General features: G+C 39.9%; 20 protein-coding genes. All 20 read left to right on the top strand.

What is annotated here, in order from left to right; translation table 11 throughout:
* The first annotated feature begins 2 nt into the window (after positions 1-2).
* The 20 genes from BLP54_RS04940 (at position 3) to secA (ending at position 22,485) form a co-directional block, all read left to right on the top strand.
* Entirely contained in the window at positions 3-1,439 is a 1,437-nt protein-coding gene (locus BLP54_RS04940) for an aminoacyl-histidine dipeptidase (protein WP_090167359.1), read from the top strand.
* A gap of 48 nt (positions 1,440-1,487) precedes the next feature.
* Entirely contained in the window at positions 1,488-2,561 is a 1,074-nt protein-coding gene (locus BLP54_RS04945; protein ID WP_072916915.1) for a 6-phosphofructokinase, read from the top strand.
* Positions 2,562-2,586: 25 nt separating this feature from the next.
* Positions 2,587-4,188: a DNA polymerase III subunit gamma/tau gene (dnaX, locus tag BLP54_RS04950; RefSeq protein WP_090167361.1), complete on the top strand. Its 1,602-nt coding sequence runs from the start codon at positions 2,587-2,589 to the stop codon at positions 4,186-4,188.
* A gap of 14 nt (positions 4,189-4,202) precedes the next feature.
* Positions 4,203-4,541 (top strand): YbaB/EbfC family nucleoid-associated protein, encoded by a 339-nt coding sequence (locus BLP54_RS04955; protein WP_072916907.1) that lies wholly within the window; start codon positions 4,203-4,205, stop codon positions 4,539-4,541.
* A gap of 3 nt (positions 4,542-4,544) precedes the next feature.
* Positions 4,545-5,144 carry a recombination mediator RecR gene (recR, locus tag BLP54_RS04960; protein WP_090167363.1) on the top strand — a complete coding sequence of 200 codons (600 nt, stop codon included), beginning with the start codon at positions 4,545-4,547 and terminating at the stop codon, positions 5,142-5,144.
* A gap of 85 nt (positions 5,145-5,229) precedes the next feature.
* Positions 5,230-8,154 carry a DUF6240 domain-containing protein gene (locus BLP54_RS04965; RefSeq protein WP_090167365.1) on the top strand — a complete coding sequence of 975 codons (2,925 nt, stop codon included), beginning with the start codon at positions 5,230-5,232 and terminating at the stop codon, positions 8,152-8,154.
* Positions 8,155-8,279: 125 nt separating this feature from the next.
* The gene (locus BLP54_RS04970; protein WP_090167367.1) at positions 8,280-9,962 is read left to right on the top strand and encodes a flagellin N-terminal helical domain-containing protein; all 1,683 of its coding nucleotides are present in this window, start codon (positions 8,280-8,282) and stop codon (positions 9,960-9,962) included.
* Between the two features lie 72 nt (positions 9,963-10,034).
* Positions 10,035-10,511: a flagellar protein FliS gene (locus tag BLP54_RS04975; protein ID WP_090167369.1), complete on the top strand. Its 477-nt coding sequence runs from the start codon at positions 10,035-10,037 to the stop codon at positions 10,509-10,511.
* Between the two features lie 251 nt (positions 10,512-10,762).
* Positions 10,763-11,173, top strand: a complete 411-nt coding sequence (locus BLP54_RS04980) for a prepilin peptidase (RefSeq protein ID WP_176754473.1) — start codon at positions 10,763-10,765, stop codon at positions 11,171-11,173.
* A gap of 20 nt (positions 11,174-11,193) precedes the next feature.
* Entirely contained in the window at positions 11,194-12,195 is a 1,002-nt protein-coding gene (locus BLP54_RS04985) for a hypothetical protein (RefSeq protein ID WP_090167373.1), read from the top strand.
* Positions 12,188-13,396, top strand: a complete 1,209-nt coding sequence (locus BLP54_RS04990; protein ID WP_242870628.1) for a CpaF family protein — start codon at positions 12,188-12,190, stop codon at positions 13,394-13,396. Before BLP54_RS04985 ends, BLP54_RS04990 begins: the two co-directional genes overlap by 8 nt.
* Positions 13,393-14,091, top strand: a complete 699-nt coding sequence (locus BLP54_RS04995) for a type II secretion system F family protein (protein ID WP_090167375.1) — start codon at positions 13,393-13,395, stop codon at positions 14,089-14,091. Before BLP54_RS04990 ends, BLP54_RS04995 begins: the two co-directional genes overlap by 4 nt.
* A 28-nt stretch (positions 14,092-14,119) precedes the next feature.
* Positions 14,120-15,346 carry a type II secretion system F family protein gene (locus BLP54_RS05000; protein ID WP_090167377.1) on the top strand — a complete coding sequence of 409 codons (1,227 nt, stop codon included), beginning with the start codon at positions 14,120-14,122 and terminating at the stop codon, positions 15,344-15,346.
* Positions 15,347-15,367: 21 nt separating this feature from the next.
* On the top strand, positions 15,368-15,559 hold the full coding sequence (locus tag BLP54_RS05005) for a Flp1 family type IVb pilin (RefSeq protein ID WP_090167379.1): 192 nt from the start codon (positions 15,368-15,370) through the stop codon (positions 15,557-15,559).
* A 68-nt stretch (positions 15,560-15,627) separates the two neighbouring features.
* Positions 15,628-17,058 (top strand): DUF5702 domain-containing protein, encoded by a 1,431-nt coding sequence (locus BLP54_RS05010; protein WP_143001994.1) that lies wholly within the window; start codon positions 15,628-15,630, stop codon positions 17,056-17,058.
* A 110-nt stretch (positions 17,059-17,168) separates the two neighbouring features.
* Positions 17,169-18,023, top strand: a complete 855-nt coding sequence (locus BLP54_RS05015; protein ID WP_090167383.1) for a TadE/TadG family type IV pilus assembly protein — start codon at positions 17,169-17,171, stop codon at positions 18,021-18,023.
* 7 nt (positions 18,024-18,030) lie between these two features.
* On the top strand, positions 18,031-18,477 hold the full coding sequence (locus BLP54_RS05020; RefSeq protein WP_090167385.1) for a prepilin peptidase: 447 nt from the start codon (positions 18,031-18,033) through the stop codon (positions 18,475-18,477).
* Positions 18,468-18,680, top strand: a complete 213-nt coding sequence (locus BLP54_RS05025) for a hypothetical protein (protein ID WP_090167387.1) — start codon at positions 18,468-18,470, stop codon at positions 18,678-18,680. The genes BLP54_RS05020 and BLP54_RS05025 overlap by 10 nt, the downstream gene beginning before the upstream one ends.
* 21 nt (positions 18,681-18,701) lie before the next feature.
* Positions 18,702-19,811, top strand: a complete 1,110-nt coding sequence (locus tag BLP54_RS05030; RefSeq protein WP_176754474.1) for a DUF6382 domain-containing protein — start codon at positions 18,702-18,704, stop codon at positions 19,809-19,811.
* Positions 19,812-19,917: 106 nt separating this feature from the next.
* Positions 19,918-22,485: a preprotein translocase subunit SecA gene (gene secA, locus BLP54_RS05035; protein ID WP_090167391.1), complete on the top strand. Its 2,568-nt coding sequence runs from the start codon at positions 19,918-19,920 to the stop codon at positions 22,483-22,485.
* The last annotated feature ends 9 nt before the right edge of the window (positions 22,486-22,494 follow it).

The following is a 22,494-nucleotide window of genomic DNA, read 5'->3' on the forward strand; positions in this document are numbered from 1 at the left end:
AAATGGCAGTATTAAGCAATTGCAAGCCAGAGAGAGTATTTCATTATTTCGAGGAGATTTGTAACATCCCTCACCCAAGTTATCACGAGGAAAAGATTAGTGCATACCTTGTAAACTTTGCAAAAGAGCACAATCTTGAATATTACACAGACGACCTTTACAACGTAATCATGATTAAGGAAGCATCTGAGGGTATGGAGAACGTTGCTCCAATCATCCTTCAGGGACACATGGACATGGTTGCAGAGCAGGATCCTGATTGCACGAAGGACATGCTTACAGAGGGTCTTGATCTTGAGGTTGTTGATGGCTATGTTACAGCAAAGGGTACAACACTTGGTGGAGACGATGGTATCGCTGTTGCTATGTCACTTGCTCTTTTAGAGGATGAGACACTTAAGCACCCACGTCTTGAGGTTATTATCACAGTTTCTGAGGAAGTTGGTATGGAAGGTGCAGCAGGCATCGATGTATCAATGATTCAGGGACGTAAGCTTCTTAATCTCGACTCAGAGGAGGAAGGACATTTCCTTTGTGGTTGTGCTGGCGGATGTAGAATGGAACTTGAGTATCCAGCAAAGAAGGAACAGGCTAATGGCACAATTGTTTCTGTAGAGGTTAACGATTGCAAGGGTGGCCATTCTGGTACAGAAATCAACAAGGGCCGCGCAAATGCATCATATATGGTAAATAGAATTCTTGCAGAAGCACTTGAGGTTTCAGAGCTTAATCTTGTTGAATTTATCGGTGGAACAAAGGATAATGCAATCCCACGTGCTACATCAGCAAAGGTTATTGCTTCAGCTGATGCAGTTAAGGCTATGGAGACTGAGGCAGCAGCTATTAAGAACGAGTATGCTGTTACAGATCCAGATATGAAGATTAATATTAAGACTGAAGGCGAAGCATCTGTAGAGGCAGTAAATGCTACAGATACAAAGAGAATGATTCAGCTTCTTTCATGCATGCCAGACGGTGTACAGGCTATGAGCCATGATATTGAGGGTCTCGTTGAGACATCACTCAACCTTGGTATCCTTAAGCTCACAGATGATGGACTTAACTTCTCATGTGCACTTAGAAGCTCAGTAGACAGCGCTAAGGCTGCACTTATGAGAAAGGTTTCTATGGTAGGAAATGCCTTTGGTTGCAAGATTTCTACTCACGGTGAGTACCCAGCTTGGGAGTACAAGAGAGAGTCAAGCTTCAGAGATGAGCTTGTTGCACTTTACGAGGAGATGACAGGTGATAAGGCATTAGTAGAGACTCTTCACGCAGGTGTTGAGTGTGGTCTTCTTGCTTCAAAGCTTCCAGGACTTGATGCAGTTTCAATTGGACCAGAGATGCATGATATTCATACTCCAAAGGAGCGTCTTGACATTGCTTCTACAGAGAGAATTTACAACTACGTAAGAAGAGTTATAGAGACAAGTAAGTAATAGAAATTAAACTATAAGGGTTTTTCTTTAGGGAAGGAGAAGATTTCTATGATGAGAATCGGATTGCTTACAAGTGGTGGAGATTGTCAGGCGCTTAATGCTGCAATGCGTGGCGTTGTTAAGGGTTTGGCTGCAAACGTAAAGGACTTGGAGGTATACGGCTACTTCAATGGTTATAAGGGTCTTATCTATGGAGATTACAGACTTCTTACCAGTCAGGATTTTTCTGGAATCCTTACACGAGGTGGTACAATCCTGGGCTCCAGCCGTCAACCTTTCAAGCTTATGCGTGAGCCAGACGAGAATGGACTTGATAAGGTAGAGGCTATGAAGTCCAACTACTATAAGCTTAATCTAAACTGCCTTGTTATCCTTGGTGGTAACGGTACTCAAAAGACTGCAAATCTTCTTCGAGAGGAAGGCCTTAACATAATTCATCTTCCAAAGACTATCGACAATGATATCTATGGAACAGATTTGACCTTTGGTTTCCAAAGTGCCATTGATATTGCTTGTAACACTATTGATTGTATTCACACTACTGCTTCATCACATAGTCGTGTATTTATAGTAGAGGTTATGGGGCACAAGGTAGGATGGCTTACGCTTTATGCTGGCGTGGCATCAGGTGCTGATATTATCCTTCTTCCAGAGATTCCATACGATATAAAGAAGGTTGTTAAAGCTATCAATAAGCGTGCCGAGGAAGGCAAGGGCTTTACAATCCTTGCAGTAGCTGAGGGTGCTATTTCAAAGGAAGATGCAAAGCTTTCAAAGAAGGAATACAAGAAAAAGCTCGAAGAATCAAAGTATCCTTCAGTATCCTATGAGATCGCAGATAGAATCCAGAAGGAGACCGGCATAGAAGTTCGAGTTACTGTTCCTGGTCATATGCAGCGAGGAGGTAGCCCAGACCCATTTGATAGAGTTCTTTGTACTCGTCTTGGTTCGGCAGCAGCTCAGGCTATTATGGATGGAGATTTTGGAAATATGATTGCCATGGTAAATGGCAAAACAAAGCGAATTCCGCTTGAAGATGTAGCTGGCAAGTTGAAGACGGTAGAGCCTGATTGTCAGATGATAGAAGAGGCTAAGCGAATAGGTATTAGCTTCGGTGATTAAGATAAAATAAGGGTAGGTAATTGTTATGTCCTATATGGCATTATATCGAAAGTTCAGACCGCAGACCTTTGAGGATGTAAAGGGTCAGGACCATATCGTTACAACACTTCAAAATCAAATAAAAAGCGACCGTATAGGACATGCGTATTTGTTTACAGGTACCAGAGGAACTGGTAAGACTACTATTGCAAAGATTCTTGCCCGTACTATCAACTGCGAGAATCCGGTAAATGGTTGTCCATGTATGGAATGCCAGACTTGCAAGTCTATTACAGCAGGCAATTCCATGAACGTAATTGAAATGGATGCTGCATCAAACAATGGTGTAGATAGCATCAGACAGATTGTAGAGGAGGTGGCATATCCTCCTACAGAGGGCAAATATAAGGTTTATATCATCGATGAGGTTCACATGCTTTCTACTGGTGCCTTCAATGCCCTGCTTAAAACCTTGGAGGAGCCACCTTCTTATGTTGTGTTTATTTTGGCTACTACTGAGGTTCACAAGATTCCAATCACAATTCTCAGCCGTTGCCAGAGATATGATTTTCACCGTATTTCCATCGACACTATTGCAGCCCGTCTGCAGGAGCTGATGGATAAGGAAGGTGTGCAGGTAGAAGAGAAAGCGATTCGCTATATCGCAAAGGCAGCAGATGGTTCTATGCGTGATGGATTAAGTCTTTTGGATCAGTGTATTGCCTTTTACATTGGTCAGACACTTACCTATGACAATGTACTTAAAGTTCTTGGGGCTATCGACACGGAGGTGTTCTCAAGACTTCTTAGAAATATCATCGATGGAAACGTAACATCAGCAATAAGAATCCTTGAGGAGATAATTACTCAGGGACGAGATTTGAATCAGTTTGTTGTGGATTTCACTTGGTATCTCCGTAATCTCATGCTTATCAAGAGCTCAGAGGACATGGAGGAAGCACTTGAAATGTCATCAGATAATCTTGCACTTCTCAAGGAAGAGGCAGGAATGGTTGACACAGAAGTGTTAATGCGATACATTCAAGTACTGTCTGCGCTTTCAAATGATATTAAGTATGCAAGCCAGAAGAGAGTATTAATTGAGATTGCATTAATCAAGCTTTGCAAGCCTCAGATGGAGCCAGATATATCAGCGTTAAATAACAGAATGGCTAATCTGGAAAAGAAGGTAGAAGAGGGTGTGCCAGTAGTTATGGCAGCTCCACAAGCACCTGTCGGTGGAAATGGCGCTACACCCAGCGCAGCTCCTGTAAAAAAGGAGCCACTACCAGCAGCAGTTCCAGAAGAGGTTAAGAAGATTGCCCAAAGCTGGGGTTCAGTAATGGGAAAGCTTCCAGTGAATATAAAGATGTACCTGAAGGAGGTATCCACAGTTACCACCAATGAATCAGGAGATTTGGTGTTGATTTTCGACCAGCCTGAGGGTTCAGGACGAATGGGTGGAGATTTTGTTAATCGCCCAGAAGTATTAGCAGATATTTCAGCTGTCATCGAGCAAATGCTTCAGAAGACAGTGAATATAAAAGTAGAAATTAATTCCAGTGGAGTAAGTTCACAGAACACAAAGACCGATGTAAGAGACTTCTTCGCAAATGTTGGAATTGAGTTAGAACAAGACGAAGATTAGGAGGATTAGAAGATATGGGTAAAGGAAGAGGCGGATTTCCAGGAGGCGGAATGCCAGGTAACATGAGCCAGCTTATGAAGCAGGCTCAGCGTATGCAGCGTCAGATGGAGGAAGCTCAGGCTCAGCTTGAGGAGACAGAGATGACAGGTACTGCAGGTGGCGGTGTTGTTGAGGTTACAGTTTCTGGTAAGAAGGAAATCACAAAGATTAAGATTGATCCAGAGGCAGTAGATCCAGAGGATGTAGAGATGCTTGAGGATCTCGTTATGGCAGCAGCAAACGAGGCCCTTCGTAAGGTTGATGAAGTAAGTGCTGCATCTATGTCTAAATTTACAGGTGGATTAGGACTTTAATTAATGGAATATTACAGCAAAGAAATTAGCAACTTAATAGCGGAGCTAAGTGATTTGCCTAGCATTGGAAGTAAGTCAGCCCAGCGGCTGGCTTTCCATATATTAGGAATGGATGAAGAGAAGGTAAATGACCTGGCTAATGCCATTATTCAGGCTAGAAAAAATGTCCGTTACTGCAAGGAGTGTTTTACTCTTACAGACGATGAGCTCTGCCCAATCTGCTCTAATCCAAAGCGTAATAAGAATATTATTATGGTTGTGGAGGACACCAGAGACTTGGCAGCCTATGAAAAGACTGGAAAGTTTGAAGGTGTTTATCACGTATTACACGGAGCTATTTCACCAATGGCAGGCATCGGACCTGGTGATATTAAGCTTAAAGAGCTTATGGTTCGATTGCAGCAGAATGATGTAGAAGAGGTTATCGTAGCCACCAATTCATCCCTTGAAGGCGAGACTACAGCGGCTTATATCAGCAAGCTGATTAAGCCTACAGGAATCAAGGTGAGTCGCATTGCATCAGGAGTTCCCGTAGGAGGAAATCTCGAATATATCGATGAAGTAACGTTACTTCGCGCGTTAGACGGACGCACAGAGTTGTAAAAATTAGCTGTCAGATGACAGCTAATTTTTTTTTGTCTTCATCCGAAATATATGATGTAAGTACAACATACCCTGGAGGAACTATATGCAAATAGAAGGACTCAAGGTAACGGATTACATCAAAACAGAAGGTGCAAGCGACCAGCTTATGGGCGTAGGAACCAGCGGTATCAAGGACGATAAAAAAACAAATACTAATAAAGAGCTTAAGGCATTGTCGGTGGATAATGCATACTATAACAATAAGGGAGTCATGACTGATGAAGATTTCACTAAGGAAGTGAAGGAGGCATCAGCTCTTGGTATGTCTACCGTTGATAAAATCAAAAACGTGGAGAGAGCCTGGGGTGAAGAAGCTACTGAAAAAACACGTGAAGATGGCCATGATCCTATGGATATGGAGGCAGAGACTCTTATTACAGTTGTAGACGAAATTAAAATGAATTTGGCAAAGGCTGGAGCAGACATCTCAAAAATGGGAGGTCTTTCTGATGCTGAGATAGAGGCAATGTCCGGTTCGATTGCTCAGGCAGTTGCTATGACAAAAGGCCTCTCGGATACTCTTCCAGTGGAAGCTCAGGCCTATCTTGTAAAAAATGATTTGGAGCCTACAATTACTAACATTTACAACGCACAGTATTCTGCGCCAGTAAAGGCTCCAGAGGAGACAAGTGATGAGGATATCATTAGTCTCATTGAATTAGTTGAGGGTAAGGTAAATTCACTTATAGAGCAAATTGAAAGTGAAGACGTTAAGTTTGCGCGAAACCCTGTGCCGCCGGTTGAACTTAAGAACATGGTGGCGACCATGTTAAAGCAAGATGTTCCTGTAACTAAGGAACATCTTGAATACATGGTGCAATTAGACCAGTATGAAAAACCATCAGAAGAAATTATTGTAAGTGCAATATCAGATATTTTAGCTGAAGGAAAAGACCCATCAGAAGCATATTTAATCGAAGGTTATTCTCTTATGGATCAGGCAAAGAAGACCTTTGAGGAAGTGATGGGAATGGATGTTAATGATTTAGCATCTGTTACTGCTCAGCGTCAGCTCACAGAAATTCAGCTAACAATGACAGTCGAGGCCACCTTCACAATGATGAAGAATGGCATTGACGTAAATACAAATGATCTCTCAGATTTGTTGGACAAGCTTAAGCTTCAGGAGACAAATCTTCTTAAGATATTAATGAAGGCTGAAACAGGAGAGAAGACCGATTCCAATGTAAATCTTTTCAAGGAAGTTATGAACGAGATGGCGGAGATTCAGTCTGCGCCAGTAGCTGCCTTTGGAAGATTTTCAAATATTGGAATGGAAACCTTCTCCTATGTTCATGAAGTCAGCGTATCAGTTACTGCTGAATATTCCCGTATGGAAATGACCTATGAGGCCGTTGGAACAGAGGTAAGAAAAGATCTTGGCGACAGCCTTAATAAGGCATTCCAAAATGTGGATGATATTTTGGCAGATCTTGATATCGAAGCAACGGAAGCAAGCCAGAAGGCAGTTCGTATTCTCGCGTATAATCAGATGGAAATCACAGCTGAATCAGTGACTAATATGAAGGCTCAGACAGAACTTGTAGGACGCACCTTCAAGAGTATGACTCCTGCAGTTGTTTCCGAGATGATTAAGCGAGGAAATAATCCACTTGATATGACCATGAATGACCTTAAGAACATGGCAGAAAATATCAAGGCAGAGATGGGAAGTACCTCAGATGAGGAAAGCTATGCAAAGTTCCTTTGGAAGGCTGAACATAATTCAGAAATCAGTGCGGAAGAGCGTGAGGCTTATGTTGGTGTGTACAGACTTCTTCATCAAGTGGAAAAGTCTGATGGCGCAGCCATAGGTGCGTTGATAAGTCAGGGCATGGATGTGACTCTTCGTAATCTTATGACTGCAGTCCGTTCAAGTAAGCACACAGGTAAGGACTACGAAATCAATGATAAGTTTGGTGCATTAGATGAAATGGTAGTGAGAGATTTATCTATCACCGAGCAGATTGAAAAGGTATTCCTTACAAATAGATGTCGTGACGCCAAGGAAGCTATGACTCCAGCCAAAATGCATATTCTGGGTGAGGATATTATTTTAAATATGAATCCAGATGAATTTGCACAGGCAATGGAAGCTGGTACAACAACTTCTGAGCAGTTAGAGGAAAAGGCATACAACCAGTATGTGACAGCACAGCTTAAGGAAGCTTTTGAATCAAGTGAAGAGGTTGAATCCGTATTGCAGCAGTATAATCTTCCAACCACAGCAAATATGATTACAGCAGTTCAGGCATTGATGCAGAAGGGTTCTAGTCTGTCAAAGGATTTATATGGCAGAGCTGCAAAGCTTCAGGAAAATCAGGATATGGATATTGAGGATTTGATTAATCTGGCATATCAGCGATTCGATGAAGCCTGTCACAGCCCCGAGGCAATGAAAGAAGCGGAAGAGGTACTTGGAGATTTAGCTGAAAGGGTTATGAAATCAATGGAGGAAATGGAAGATATTAAATCCATTGATTTAGATAATATGAAACTGATTATCCAGCAGACAAAGGCTATCCAGCAGATGGCAGACACTGGAGAGACATATCGCATTCCTATAGCAATTGATGGGGAAGTTGGTGATATGAATCTTCGCATCGTTCGCGGTCAGCAGGAGACAGGTCTTGTGAAGATGGCAGTTTATCTGCAACAGACCAGCACTGTATCTACTACCTTCAGATATGAAGCAGGCAAGGTAAAGGCAAGTGTTGAGTGTGCAACCGCAGAGACCAGAGAGCGACTGGCCAGCCAGGCTGACAAGCTTTCAGAGTACATGCAGGAACAGACTGGATTTAGCTTTACCTTCTCCTTTACACGAGAAGCAGGAATTAGCGTCAATGATATTTATAATTGGCAGCTGGGCAACTTCCAGGAAGTAGAAAATCGAGATAATGAAATTCAAACAGAGGCTCTATATAGCATAGCCAGAAGCTATTTAAATGTTATAGGAGAAATGTTCTGATAAATGTTCGATTAATTATTAACGGAAAGAACCGATAATAAAATTGTAAGGACAGGGATGATCTTTATCAATTAAAAATACACCGCACGGATGCTAGACTTTTGTTACGGCTTTAGGAGGCGACTATGAGAATTAACAATAACATGTCAGCGGTGATTACAAACAACAAACTTCTTGGTACCGAAGGTTCCCTTTCAGATGTAATGGAAAAGCTTAGCTCTGGCTTTAGCATTAATCATGCATCAGACAATCCTTCTGGAATTGCCATTGCAGGTAAAATGCAGGCTCAGATTGATGGACTGGACAAGGCATCTACAAATGGTTCCGACGGTATTTCTGTTTTACAGACAGCTGAAGGTGCTCTGAACGAAGTAACAGATATGATTCAGAGAATGAGAGAGCTTTCAGTTCAGGCTGCAAATGGAACAAACTCTGATGAAGAGCGAGAAGCAATTCAGAAGGAGATAGAATCACTCTTATCAGAAATTGACAGAATATCACAATCAACAGAATTTAATAAGATTAATCTTTTAGATGGTACATTGGATTGTAGAACCTACGCTAATAATGTAACTAGAATTGCCACATCTAATAACGTACCAGCAGGTATTTATCAGCTTAGAGTTACTCATGCATCAAAGAGAGCTGAAGGTGTAGCAGCACAAACTGGTAGTTATCCTGTAACAGAAAACTTTGATAATACCTATTCAAAAGTTGAGACTACGACAAACGTTACAACAGGATCAGCTACAGACTCGAATGGAAAATATAACTATAAAAACTTTATAGATACATCTGAATGGACAAAGACCATTAGAGATTATTCAGATGTAGAGAATACAGTTATTACAACAACAGAAGGTAGTGGACTTGGAATAGCAGGTTCCATTTCAATAAATGGATATCCAATGACCTTCAACCAAGGTGAATCTGGTGAAAGCGTATACGGAAAGCTTCGTATGGCCTGTGAAAAAGGCGGAGCTGTTATTACTGATTTTGATGCAGCAGAAGGACTAAAGATTTCGTCTTATAAATATGGAGCAGAGGCGGAATTAGAGATAGAGTTCTCTAGTATAGAGTTTGCCAGAGCTTTAGGATTTAATGGTGATGGTACAACCGAAGTACTGGATAAGGATGATTCGCAAACTGTAATTCCTAAGATTACTAAAGTGGGCGAGGATGCAGAGCTTATCCTTTTCAAAAACAATAAGGATGATGCAGAGCCTGCTAATACAGTAGATTCATTATTTGGACAGCAGGCTACTTATAAAACAGATGGAAGAAGAGTAATTATTTCTGATACAAAGGGTTTTGAAATGTCCTTCCTTTTGGATGATGGATTTGCATCAGATGCAAAAGATGAAAATGGAGATCCTTTGTATGACGGACTAGTTGTTTTTAACGTAACGGATATTGGCTCAATGGCTTTACAGGTAGGTGCCAATGAAGGTCAGCAAATGAAGGTAAGAATCGCATCAGTAAGTACAGAGTACATGTACATCGATGATGTTGATGTTACCAGAGCTGATGGACCAGAGGACGCAATGGATGCCCTCGGTGAAGCATTAAGTTATGTTACATCAGTTCGTTCACAGCTTGGTGCTTATGAAAACAGATTAGAGCACACCACAAAGTCTTTGGATGCAACCGAAGAAAATATGACATCTGCCATTTCTCGAATCGAGGATGCCGACATGGCAACAACAATGGTTGAATATACAAAGTTTAACGTGTTGGAACAGGCAGGTGTATCAGCACTGGCACAGGCTAACGAGTTACCTCAGTTGGCACTCCAGTTACTACAGTAGTAAGGTATATCATCCTTAGCCAAAATTTCATTTTCTAACCCTTGGATATGCACTTAATAGGAGAAATAGTAAATGAACAAAGATAAGATTTCAGCTTTTACCTTAAAAATAGCTTCCAGCAATGGCAGTGGATTAATATCTATTCTTTATGACATCTATCGTGAATATGAAACTGAAGCACTGGATCAATTTTCAGCTGGCCAAGTGGATGCAGCGATTGTTGCACTGAAGAAGTGTGCAGACGTGGTCAATCACCTCCAGAGAGATTTAAATTTTGAGTATAAGGTAAGTTCAAATCTGTACGCGCTATACGATTATGTACAGCGAAATGTATCCAAATCCATATATAAGGCAAATCCAGAAGGAATATTAGAGGCTAAAAGAGTCATGGATGAATTAGGTATTGCGTTTGACCAAGTGGCTAAGAGAGATTCTTCCGCGCCTATAATGCGGAATACACAGTATGTTAGAGCTGGTGCTACCTATGGAAGGGGGGCTCTTAATGAAAGCCTAATGGGTAGTCAAATCAGCAGAGGTTTTTGGGCATAATTTTAATATTGAATTATAGAAAAAGAGATTTCCGTAACAGGGAATCTCTTTTTTAATGTTTAGTTATAAAAAGTATCGTGAGAAATATACAACAGAGTAGGGGATAAACCACGATAGGGTATTTATCTCTAACAAAAAATCAAAAAGTGAATCTTCACAAAAAATAATATAGCGTGAAATGCTATGTATCTTCCTGGCACCAGATCCTATAATTCCAACTCGAAACGGAGGTGAAGAAAACGAAGACGTTTTTGACATGGAGTATTTTGACCGTTGCGAATCTTTTTGATGCGAGGGATTACAAAATACCAAATGAGCTGATCATTCTGGGATATGCTGCAGGACTTTTCCTGAATATACAGAACTTCCAGTGGATCGGAATTATCCTTTTCATAATAAAAGCTGTCATGCCTATTCTTGCATTATATCTGCTGTATAGAAGTAAGAATCTAGGCTCTGGTGATATCAAATTGTTTTCTGTTATGAGTACTCTAGTGGGTATTGAACTTACAACAGAAGTGATGATTACCTCAGTGATGCTTGCTGGTATCGCTGTGCTGGGCATTTTCTTGTATGAGAAGGGAATCAATATAAAAAGAAAATTACACTATTCCTTTTATATTACGGCTGCGTTTTTCTATTGCCTTATATCTAGTAAGTAAAAAGAATGGAGTAATTATCGATGAAAAATTTGGAAATCGCATTATGCGACCTTGATTCAAATTATGTTTTAAAATTCGCCAGTCATTTAATGAGAAAGGCCAATGTGGGAGTTCATATTTTCACAGCTCCCGAGACATTTTATTCTGACGAGTCAGATTTTGATGTAGCCATTATGACGGAGGAGTTTGATGAAATATCGGGATTCCGTCCAAAGGGAATGATTGGGCACAAATATCTTCTTACAGAGGAACCTGGAATTATTTCAGAGAATGTCATCTATAAATATCAGGCTGTAAATATGATTTTTGATGACATTACTGAATTAAAGGGTTCAATGAACGCTGTTAGTAAAAGAGATTCTAATGAAAAATCTAAGTTAATAGGGGTGTATTCTCCTATAAATCATGAATTACAGTTGCCATTTTCTATGGCGCTGGGTCAGGCATACAGAACAGGTGGAAAGGTTCTGTTCGTAGATCTGGAGGAGATTTCTATAATGCCAAATCTTATTGGCAGAAATTGTGAAAGAAATCTCATGGATCTTCTTTATATCTTAAACACTAACTCTGATGATATGGAAAAGAGTTTGTCCGAGTACGTGCGAAGCTTTATGGGATTCGATTATATCGAACCCTTTTGGAATCCAAACGAAATCGGTGAAATCGACGAAGACACTTGGGATAGGTTCTTCGAGATGCTTGTGAAGACTGATTATGACGTGGTGGTAGTTCTTTTTGGAAGAGCTATCAATGGATTTTCCAGATATCTTGAAAGATTAAATAAGCTCTTTGTATTAGGACGACCTGGAGATTACTTCAAGAAGGGACAAGAGAACTTTTTGGATTATCTTGAGAGAATTCAGGCGAACTTATCTGTGGAAAATGTAATTCTTCCTATGTCAGCAGGAAATCTTTCTGATGGTACATATCAGGTGGAAGAATTGCTTCAGGGAAATCTAGGAGTATTTGTAAAGAAATTAGTAAATATAAGTGGGAGAAATGGGTTAGAAATTTATGGATAGCATAGAAGAGCAGGTACGCTCAGAGGTAATGAATGAAATAGATTTATCCTATGACGTTACCGATGAAGAAATACTTCAGCTAATAAAAAATAAAATCATGGAAAAATCTAAATTAGTACCAGTCTCTCTGGTCCAGCGTCAGACGATAGAAAATCATGTTTTCAATTCTCTTCGAAAGTTGGATGTGCTGGAAGATTTATTAGCTGATGAAGATATTACAGAAATAATGATTAATGGGCCAGATAATATTTTCATTGAAAAGAATGGACAGATTATTCATTCCAAGGAAAGATTTTCATCGGAGGAAAAGCTGAATGACATTATTCAGAGTATTGTGGCCGAAAGTAACAAGATCGTAAATGAATCAAATCCGATTGTTGATACAAGACTGGAGGATGGTAGTCGTGTAAATATCGTACTAAAACCTGCAGCAGTAGATTACAGCATTCTTTCCATAAGAAAGTTCCCAAAGGAGCAAATGACTATGGAGCGTTTGAAAGGATTTGATTCTATCGACGATGAGCAAATTGAGTTTTTGAAAAAGCTTGTAGAAAGCGGATACAACATATTTGTATCTGGCGGTACAGGAAGCGGCAAGACATCGTTTCTAAATGCATTAGGAGAATTTATCCCTAAGGACGAGCGAGTAATAACTATAGAAGATTCTGCAGAGCTTCAGCTTAAGAACATTGAAAATCTGGTTCGTCTTGAGGCCAGAAACGCAAATCTTGAGGGCAAAAATGAAATCAGCATAAGGGATTTGCTAAAGTCATCTCTTCGAATGAGACCAGATCGAATTGTGGTTGGAGAATGTCGAGGAGCGGAAGCCTTGGAGATGCTGCAGGCATTTAACACTGGACATGATGGGAGCCTTTCCACAGGACATAGTAATTCCTGCAAAGATATGCTCTCAAGACTTGAAACAATGGTGCTTATGGGCGCGGAAATACCGCTTCCTGCTATAAGACAGCAAATTGCATCAGGCATAGATATTATTGTGCAGCTTGGAAGACTTAGAGACAAGAGCAGAAAGCTCATAGAAATATCAGAAGTAGAGGGCGTTGAAGCAGGAGAGATAAAGTTAAATCCTTTGTATAAGTTTAAGGAAATAGATGAAGAAAATGGAAGGATAGTTGGCCAATGGGAAAAGGTAGGCAGTTTAATTCATACAGAGAAATTAGTGGCAAGTGGAAAAGCATGATGACCTTGGCGCAAGGGATAGGAATAACCTTTGTGGTTGCTTTCCTGTTTTACAAATCAATTGCAGGATTATTAGCAGGGATACTGATAATTCCTTTTTGGCTAAGGCTAAAAAAAGAAGAAAAAAGGGTTCAATACCAAGCTCAGATGGAAAGTGAGTATAAGGAATATATGATGTTAATTGTAGCTAGCTTGCAGACTGGATATTCACTTGAAAGAGCTTTAAATCAAGCAGAAGCTGAGCTGAAAAAATTATATCCTCAAGGTTCAATTCTGTTGGCGTCTGTCCACATTATGAATCAGAAAATTACTATGAATGTTCAGGTAGAAAAGGCCTTTGATGAATTTGCTAAGACAACCGGTCTAGAAGAGGCAGCAAGTCTGTCTGAAATTATTTCCTTTGCAAAAAGATGTGGCGGTGATTATGGTCGTCACATCAGAGAAACAGCGATGAAGATAGAAGATAACATTTCTGTGAAGCAGGAAATAGAGACAATCACCACTGAGAAAAGGCTTGAGCTTAAGGTAATGTGTGTGATGCCAATGCTAATTCTGGCATATATTTCACTGACATCAGCAAGTTTTATAGCACCACTTTATGGAAATATAGTGGGAGTTGGATTGATGAGCGGGTGTCTTATTTTATATGGAATCTTGATTGTAATTGGAAGAAAAATAATAGATATAAAGGTCTGAAGTAATTGATTATGGGAGGCGGGATGCTTTGCTAAAAAGTCATGATTTAACGAAGAAAAATTTAATGGAGATAGTCTTGGTCACAACTATATTGGGACTGGGAATACTTGTATATGACTTCGTAAATACGAATATTAATTTTAACGGAGTTATAAAAAGAAATGAAGCAGGCGCAGGGAGTATTTCAGAGAATTTAGAGTTGGAGTTTTCAGACCATAGGCAGGAATATGAAGTAGAGGTGTCTGAACAGAAGCTATCTGAAAAGGAGATAGAAAAGAACTTTGATAGGGCTATAAGAGAAATCGAGGACTCCTATCTTGGAGAAAATAGATCTGCCAATAATGTCACATACGATTTGATTCTTGAAACAGCATATGTGGATGGTTTGATTGAGGCCAGCTGGAAAACATCACCCTATGGAATTATTTCGAGGGATGGAAAGTTAAGAGCAGAAAACATTCCTGAAGACGGTGAAATAGTTGACCTGCAATGCACACTCTATTATGAGGATTGTGAGCGATACTATAGTTTTTCTGTAGTGGTCAATTGCAAGAGTATGGATACAGTTGAAGGAAAGCTTGAGGCGATTAATAGAAGAGTAAAAGAAATCGACGAAAGTACCCGAGAGAGTGAAATCTATAAGCTGCCAGGAGAAATAGCTGGAGAAAAGCTTGAGTGGAAGAAAAAGATGAATTATAGGGGATTACAGATAATTCTCCTAGGTTTGATTACGGTAGCTGTTTTGATTATTGGAAAAAAGCATGATGAGAAGAAGGCTAAAGCACTGCGCATAGAGGAATTGGAAAGAGATTACCCTCAGATTGTCAGTCAGTTGTCGATACTTATGGGTGCCGGAATGAGTTTTAGAAAAGCACTTGAGAGAATCACCAAAAAGTATATGCAGGACATTAATGACGGAGCGTCACAAAAAGCGGGTTACGAGGAAATCTTGAAAACATGTAGAAAAATAAGCGATGGCAAAGGTGAAATACAGGCTCTTGAGGAGCTTGGAAAAACCTGTGAGTGTAAAGAATATAGAAAGCTATCTATGTTGCTTGTTCAAAACCTGAGAAAAGGATCACGGGATTTGTTGGATACTCTGGAAAAAGAGGAAAAATATGCTTTTGAAATGAGAAAACAACGAGCTGTAAGAGCCGGTGAAGTAGCATCTACAAAGCTGTTACTACCTATGGCAGGAATGCTTTTTATAGTGATAGTTATCCTGGTTGTGCCAGCGATAATGCAAATTAATTAGTAAAACGAAAAGAGGAAGAAAATGAAGAATTTAATGATAAACGCAAAAAATAGAATACAGGAATTTTGGAAGGAAGAGGATGGAATCGGAACAGTGGAGATGATTCTGATTCTGGTTGTATTAATTGGTATCGTCCTTATCTTTAAAGACAATTTAAATGATTTAGTAGAGAGCCTGTTTAAGACAATTAATTCACAGGCGAAAAGAGTATAGTGGCTAAAGGCTCAGTGTCTGTGTTTTTCACGTTCATACTGGTTTCTGTTATGTGTCTGATTTTTACCATGAGTGAATGCATAAGATTTTATGAGATGCAAAGCTTTGCGCAGGAATACACAGATATAGCAGTTGAAAGTACATTTTCAGAATATAATGCCTATCTTTGGACAAATTATAAGATTTTGGCAGTGGATTTAGGCTATGGTTCTTCTTTGAAAGGTCCTGAGAATATGGAAGAAAAAACACTGGATTATTGTAAGTATAATGCAGATGTTTCTGATGGATTCAATTATGCAAGATTATTTGCAGAAAGCTGCACAGTAAATAAGTATGCGTTTCTTACTGATAAGAATGGTGAAGGAGTTATCGGTCTTGGTGTACAGGCTGCAAAGGATGGCATGGCTGGTCAAGTTGTAGATGGAATTCAAAATCATATTGATACCGTAAATGGTATTGAAAAAATACCAGTAGAAGAAAAGGTTAAAAGCGGAAAGAGTTCTTTAGACAATGCAAAAGCAGAGTTGGCAGAAAAGAGACGTGCAGCAGCAGAGGATGATAACCCGGACACGAACCCAGATGATTACCCAGAGCCCGAAGAAGTGGAAGACAATCCGCTAGAAGCCTTTGATATTTTGAAGGAATCATTTTCAAAGGGAGTTTTGGCTACAGTAACAAATGCGGAAAAACTATCTGACGTAAGTGTGAGTCTTGAAAAAATGCCTTCTCATCGACAGTTGTCTAAAGGGAATTTGGATTTTGAAGAAGGTGTGAGTTTAGTGGATAAGGCGCTGTTTCTTGATTATCTGATAACAAATTACAGCTATTTTGGTCATGATCTAGAGCACGATGGTTTGAATTACGAGGTTGAATATCTTCTTTCGGGTAAAGAGACTGACCCGCAGTGTTTGGCTTCTGTTGTGGAGCAGCTTCTTCTTGTGAGAGAAGGGGCAAACTTTATAACTATCCAAACAACTCGTGAGTTAAATACACAGGCGCTATCAATGGCCGAGGCATTGGCAGGTTTTACAGGAAATCCAGTTATTATTGAGGCTGTTTACAATGCAGTGATTGGTGCATGGGCATATGCAGAAGCTACACTTGATGTTCGACTGCTTTTGAATGGTGGAAAAATAGCACCTATAAAAAATCTTACTCAGTGGACAACAGACCTTTGGCATTTATCAAATGTTTGTAATATCAATTTTAAAGCCCGTGATTGTGGAGAAGGAACAGGATATAAGGAGTATCTTATAGGATTTCTCGCACTTAGGACCAACGAAAAACTGGCAACTAGAGCGCTGGATATAATGGAGAACGCGCTAAATTCAACTGATGATTACAAGGATGTAAAAGTAGACAATATGGTTTGGGCGGCAGATATAGAAATGACATATTCAGCCAAAGAAATGTTTTTGTCGTTATTTGAAAGAGAAAGTGAAAGTAAAGGCGAAATAGGTCAGTACTATTTTGCTAGAAACAAATTTATTTCCTACTAGGACATATAGGAAGGAGGTGTAAATAGGTGTCTCTATGTAACTATCAACCCTTCTTGGATAATGAACCCAATATTCAAGGTCAACCTATTTCCCATGAGAAAAATAGCGCTATGCACCAGCGTACAAAAAAAGAGATGCCTTTTTATGCCTCCTTTTATAAGGCGAGCTATACCATTGAGGCGGCGGTGATTTTACCGTTGTTTATTACATTGATGGTTTTTGGAATGTTTATTTTCAGAATGCTACAGGTTCAGTCAGGAGTGCAGCAGTCTATTGATGCAGCTAGCAGAAGGATGGCTGTGACTCTGGGAAATATGGCAAATAATGGCGAATCAGATAAGGATGTGGATGCATCCTCGGAGGAGCCAACTCTTACAGGTGAATTGTCAGAGGCAGGGTTGTTGATAGCAACCATATCTTTAGCGGGAGTTGAGATTGCGGAGCACAAAGTTCCCATTGAATATATTGATGGTGGAGTGGCTGGCTTTGATTTTTTAGAATCATCAGTAGAGGGAAATTATATAGATCTTAAGGTGAATTATGATATGACATTTCCTATAGGACTTTTGGGTAATTACACTTATGAGGTAACCCAGCGTGCAAGGTGTAGGAAATGGGTTGGATATGATAAAGCAGAGAATACTATCGATGCCCAGTATGTGTATATCACTGAAAAAGGAGAGGCTTATCACAGGAATTATATGTGCACATATTTAAATCCGAAAGTCAGGCGTTTACCAGCCGAGGATTTAGATTCTGCAAGAAATAAAAGTGGTGGAATTTATTATCAGTGTCATAAATGTAAAGGTACAAAAGCTGGTGGTTTTTTGTATGTAACAGAGTATGGAACTGCATGGCATACAGATGTTAATTGTAAAGAAATAAAACATAACATTAGAAAAGTCTTATACGAAGAAGTTAAGAATACAATGAGGCCTTGTAGTAAATGTACAGGTGAGCATTAGAGGAAAAATGATGGAAGCATTTGGATTAGTGTGTTTGTATACTCTTACGGCCTATGATGATTTAAGGGAAAGACAGGTAAGGGTAATTGAGATAATAATATTTGGAATAATAGGAATCCTTATAAATATGTTTTGTAAAAGTCACTCCCTATCAAGTGTTTTTGGTGGAGTCGCGATTGGATGTCTAGTGTTGATATTCAGTTATTTGTCAAAAGAAAAAATAGGTAAGGGTGATGCATTATTAATAATTATTACTGGCATATATCTAGGATTCAGGGGAACGCTAACACTTTTATGGATTAGCTCAATTCTCGCAGCTGTTGTAGGGACAATATTGGTTAAAAAGTATCAGGCAAAAAAGGATATGGAGTTACCCTTTGTACCATTTTTATTGATGGGTTATCTACTGATCATTTCGCTGGAAAAACTTGGAGGTATAGCAGTATGTGGTTAAAGCTAAAAGGTAGTTATACCGTTGAAGCAGCGTATATTTTCAGTTTTTGTATTTTGATAGTAGGTATGGCAATCGGCATTGCTTTTGACTTATTTTATGAAGCCCTTGAATATGTCAGGTATGAGCCAGATGGTTTTGACGCTGTGAGCCTGTTTAGAACGAAGGAAGGAGTTGTTGGCGTGATTCATGCCATATTTGATTAGTGAATTATGGAAATTAATTATATGCGACAGCATGATAAAAGTTTCATGGTACTGGAAGTGGCAGAAGCTTCTTCTGGATATGAAGAAAGAATGATAGAGGAAAATAATATTTCAGCACTTCTGAAATTTTCAAAAGTAAAGGTGAATGGAGTGCAGCAGTATAACTATTGCATCAGCAGAATGGAAAATTTAGAGGATTTTCTTGAGGCTAGAGATCTCACCTTGGATGTATTTAGAAGACTGATTCTAAATATCAAGCTGGCTTATGAAGAAATTAGTAAATATCTAATAGAGGAAAGTCATATTTTTCTTAGCAAGGAGACAGTTTTTCTGGAAAAATCAAACGACAGTTTTAAGGTTAGCCTTTGTTACTATCCTTGTGATATAGGAGGTGTACAGCAGCAGTTTCGTGCACTTATGGAATACTTTTTAAAGCTTGTACCAAGTGATAATCGAGAGCTTGCAGAGTACATATACAATGCATATGACTTATGCTTGAAGAATGATTTCACCTTTGAAGAAATATTAGATAGCCTTCAGGAGAAAGAGCCTGAAAGTGAGATACATCTTGAAAGGATTGATCCATATGCTTTTGATGATAATCAAGAGGATGAATTTTTACAGGAAGAGTTTGTTACGCAGGGAGAAAATTTATCAGAATTATTTGATATAGATAATAGGGAGAAATCTAATAGATTTACAGGGCTTTTTGACTCTGTAAAAAGCTTTTTAAGTACAAGAATTCAGTTCAAAGATGAATATGAAAGTGTTGGGGAGGATTTCATAATTGATCCTGATTATGAGCTGGAGGAACGAACAGTTTTATTATCTGATGTAAAGCCTACTGGGAAGCTTGTATACGACGGGCAGAACCAGGAGGATGATTTTCTCGTGAATAAAGATGTATTTAGAATTGGCAGTGGTAAAAATAATGATGCGGTTTTACGTGAGCGAACTGTTAGCAGTAATCATGCCAAAATTATTAGGGAGGGGGATGATTTTTACCTATCAGATTTGAATTCCACTAATCAGACCTACCTGAATAATGAGCCATTAGTTTATAAAATCCCTAGAAAACTGAAGATAATGGATAAAATAAGCTTTGCAAATGTTAATTATATTTTTCAGTAAAGCGATGTTCATCAAATCATTGAGAAACTAGCCTTTTTCTGTTAAAATAGATGCAGTTTGTGGGATTTTATAACCTTAAATCCCTTAGGTTAGGAGATTAGATGTAATGAACATTATTGACAAGGTATTTGGAACACATTCGGAGCGAGAGCTTAAGAGAATTAAGCCTATCGTTGATAAGATAGAATCGTATAAGGATGCTATGGGGGCTCTTACAGATGAGGAGCTTCGTGGAAAGACAGTTGAATTTAAAGAGAGACTTGCAAAGGGAGAGACATTAGACGACATCCTTCCAGAGGCATACGCTACAGTTCGTGAGGCAGGTAAGCGTGCCCTTGGCATGGAGCACTTTAGAGTTCAGCTTATTGGTGGTATTATCCTCCATCAGGGTCGTATCGCAGAGATGCGTACTGGTGAAGGTAAGACTCTTGTATCTACACTTCCAGCATATTTAAATGCTTTGGAGGGCAAGGGTGTTCACATCGTTACTGTAAATGATTACTTGGCAAAGCGTGATGCTGAGTGGATGGGTGAGGTTCACCGTTTCCTTGGTCTTACAGTTGGTGTGGTTTTAAATGACATGACTAAGGAGGAGCGTCAGGAAGCTTACAATTGTGATATCACATACATCACGAACAACGAGCTTGGTTTCGATTACCTCCGTGACAATATGTGTGTATATGAGAAGGACTTGGTTCAGAGAGGACTTCATTACTGTATCATCGATGAGGTGGATTCAGTTCTTATCGATGAGGCACGTACACCTCTTATTATTTCTGGACAGTCAGGAAAGTCTACAAAGCTTTATGAGCTTTGCGACGTTTTGGCTCGTCAGCTTAAGCGTGGTGAGGATCTTCCAGAATTCTCTAAGATGGACGCTATCATGGGCGTTGAGAGAAACGAGACTGGAGATTTCATCGTAGACGAGAAGGATAAGGTAGTTAACCTTACAGCAGAGGGTGTTGCAAAGGTTGAGCAGTTCTTCCACATTGAGAACCTTGCAGATCCTGAGAATCTTGAGATTCAGCACAACATCATCCTTGCACTTCGTGCTCACAACCTTATGTTTAAGGATCAGGATTATGTTGTTTCAGATGGTCAGGTTATGATTGTTGATTCATTCACTGGCCGTATTATGCCAGGTCGTCGTTATTCTGATGGACTTCATCAGGCTATCGAGGCTAAGGAGCATGTTGAGGTTAAGCGCGAGTCTATGACTCTTGCAAGCATCACATTCCAGAACTTCTTCAACAAGTACGACAAGAAGGCTGGTATGACAGGTACAGCTCTTACAGAGGAACAGGAGTTCCGTGATATCTACGGAATGGACGTTGTTGAGGTTCCTACAAACCGTCCTATCCAGCGTATCGATCATGATGATGCTGTCTATAAGACAAAGAACGAGAAGTACAAAGCAGTTGTAGAAGAGGTTAAGAAGGCTCATGAAAAGGGTCAGCCTGTTCTTGTTGGTACTATCGATATTGATATTTCAGAGCACGTTTCAAAGCTTCTTCGTAGAGAAGGAATCGAGCACAACGTATTAAATGCTAAGTTCCATGAGAAGGAAGCTGAAATCGTTGCTGAGGCTGGAAAGCACGGTGCCGTTACCATCGCTACTAACATGGCAGGTCGTGGTACTGATATTAAGCTTGATGAGGATGCTCGTGCAGCAGGTGGTCTTAAGATTATCGGTACAGAGCGTCATGAATCACGTCGTATTGACAATCAGCTCCGTGGACGTTCAGGTCGTCAGGGAGATGTTGGTGAGTCACAGTTCTTCATTTCACTTGAAGATGACCTTATGAGACTCTTCGGTTCAGAGAGACTTATCAGCATGTTCAACGCTCTTGGTGTTCCAGAGGGTGAGCAGATTAAGCATAAGATGCTTTCAGATGCTATCGAGAAAGCACAGAAGAAGATTGAGGAAAATAACTTCTCAGCTCGTAAGAACCTTCTTGATTATGATCAGGTTATGAATGAGCAGAGAGAGCTTATTTATGCACAGCGTCATAGAGTACTTATGGGCGAGGATATGCATGACCAGATTCTTGGCATGATTCGCGATAAGGTAGACGAGTGTATTGAAAAGACTATTCCAGATGATGTTGAGAAGGAACTTTGGGAGCTTCAGGAGCTTAACCATCTCCTTTGCCCGGTTATTCCAGTTCCTGTTATGACACAGCTTTCTATCCAGAACATCAAGAACAAGAAAGAGTTGAAGAACACTCTTACAGATATTGCTCTTAAGATGTATGATGCTAAGGAAAAGGAATTCGAGCAGCCAGAGCAGTTTAGAGAGGTTGAGCGAGTTATCTTACTCCGTGTTATCGACCGCAAGTGGATGGAGGAGATCGATGATATGGAGCAGCTTCGTCAGGGTATCCGTCTTCAGGCTTATGGTAACCGTAACCCAGTTGATGAGTACAAGGCAGCAAGCTACGATATGCTTGATGCAATGAATGCAGCTATCATCAATGATACACTTACAATGCTTTACAGAATCCGCATCGAGAAGAAGGTAGAGCGTGAGGAAGTAGCTAAGGTTACTGGAACAAACAAGGATGACACAGCAACACGTGCACCAAAGAAGCGCGAGGAGAAGAAAGTCTTCCCTAACGATCCATGTCCATGTGGAAGTGGTCTTAAGTACAAACAGTGCTGCGGTAGGCATTAATAAAATCAA

The sequence above is a fragment of the Pseudobutyrivibrio sp. 49 genome (assembly GCF_900100545.1).
In the GTDB taxonomy this organism is placed as follows: Bacteria; Bacillota; Clostridia; order Lachnospirales; family Lachnospiraceae; genus Pseudobutyrivibrio.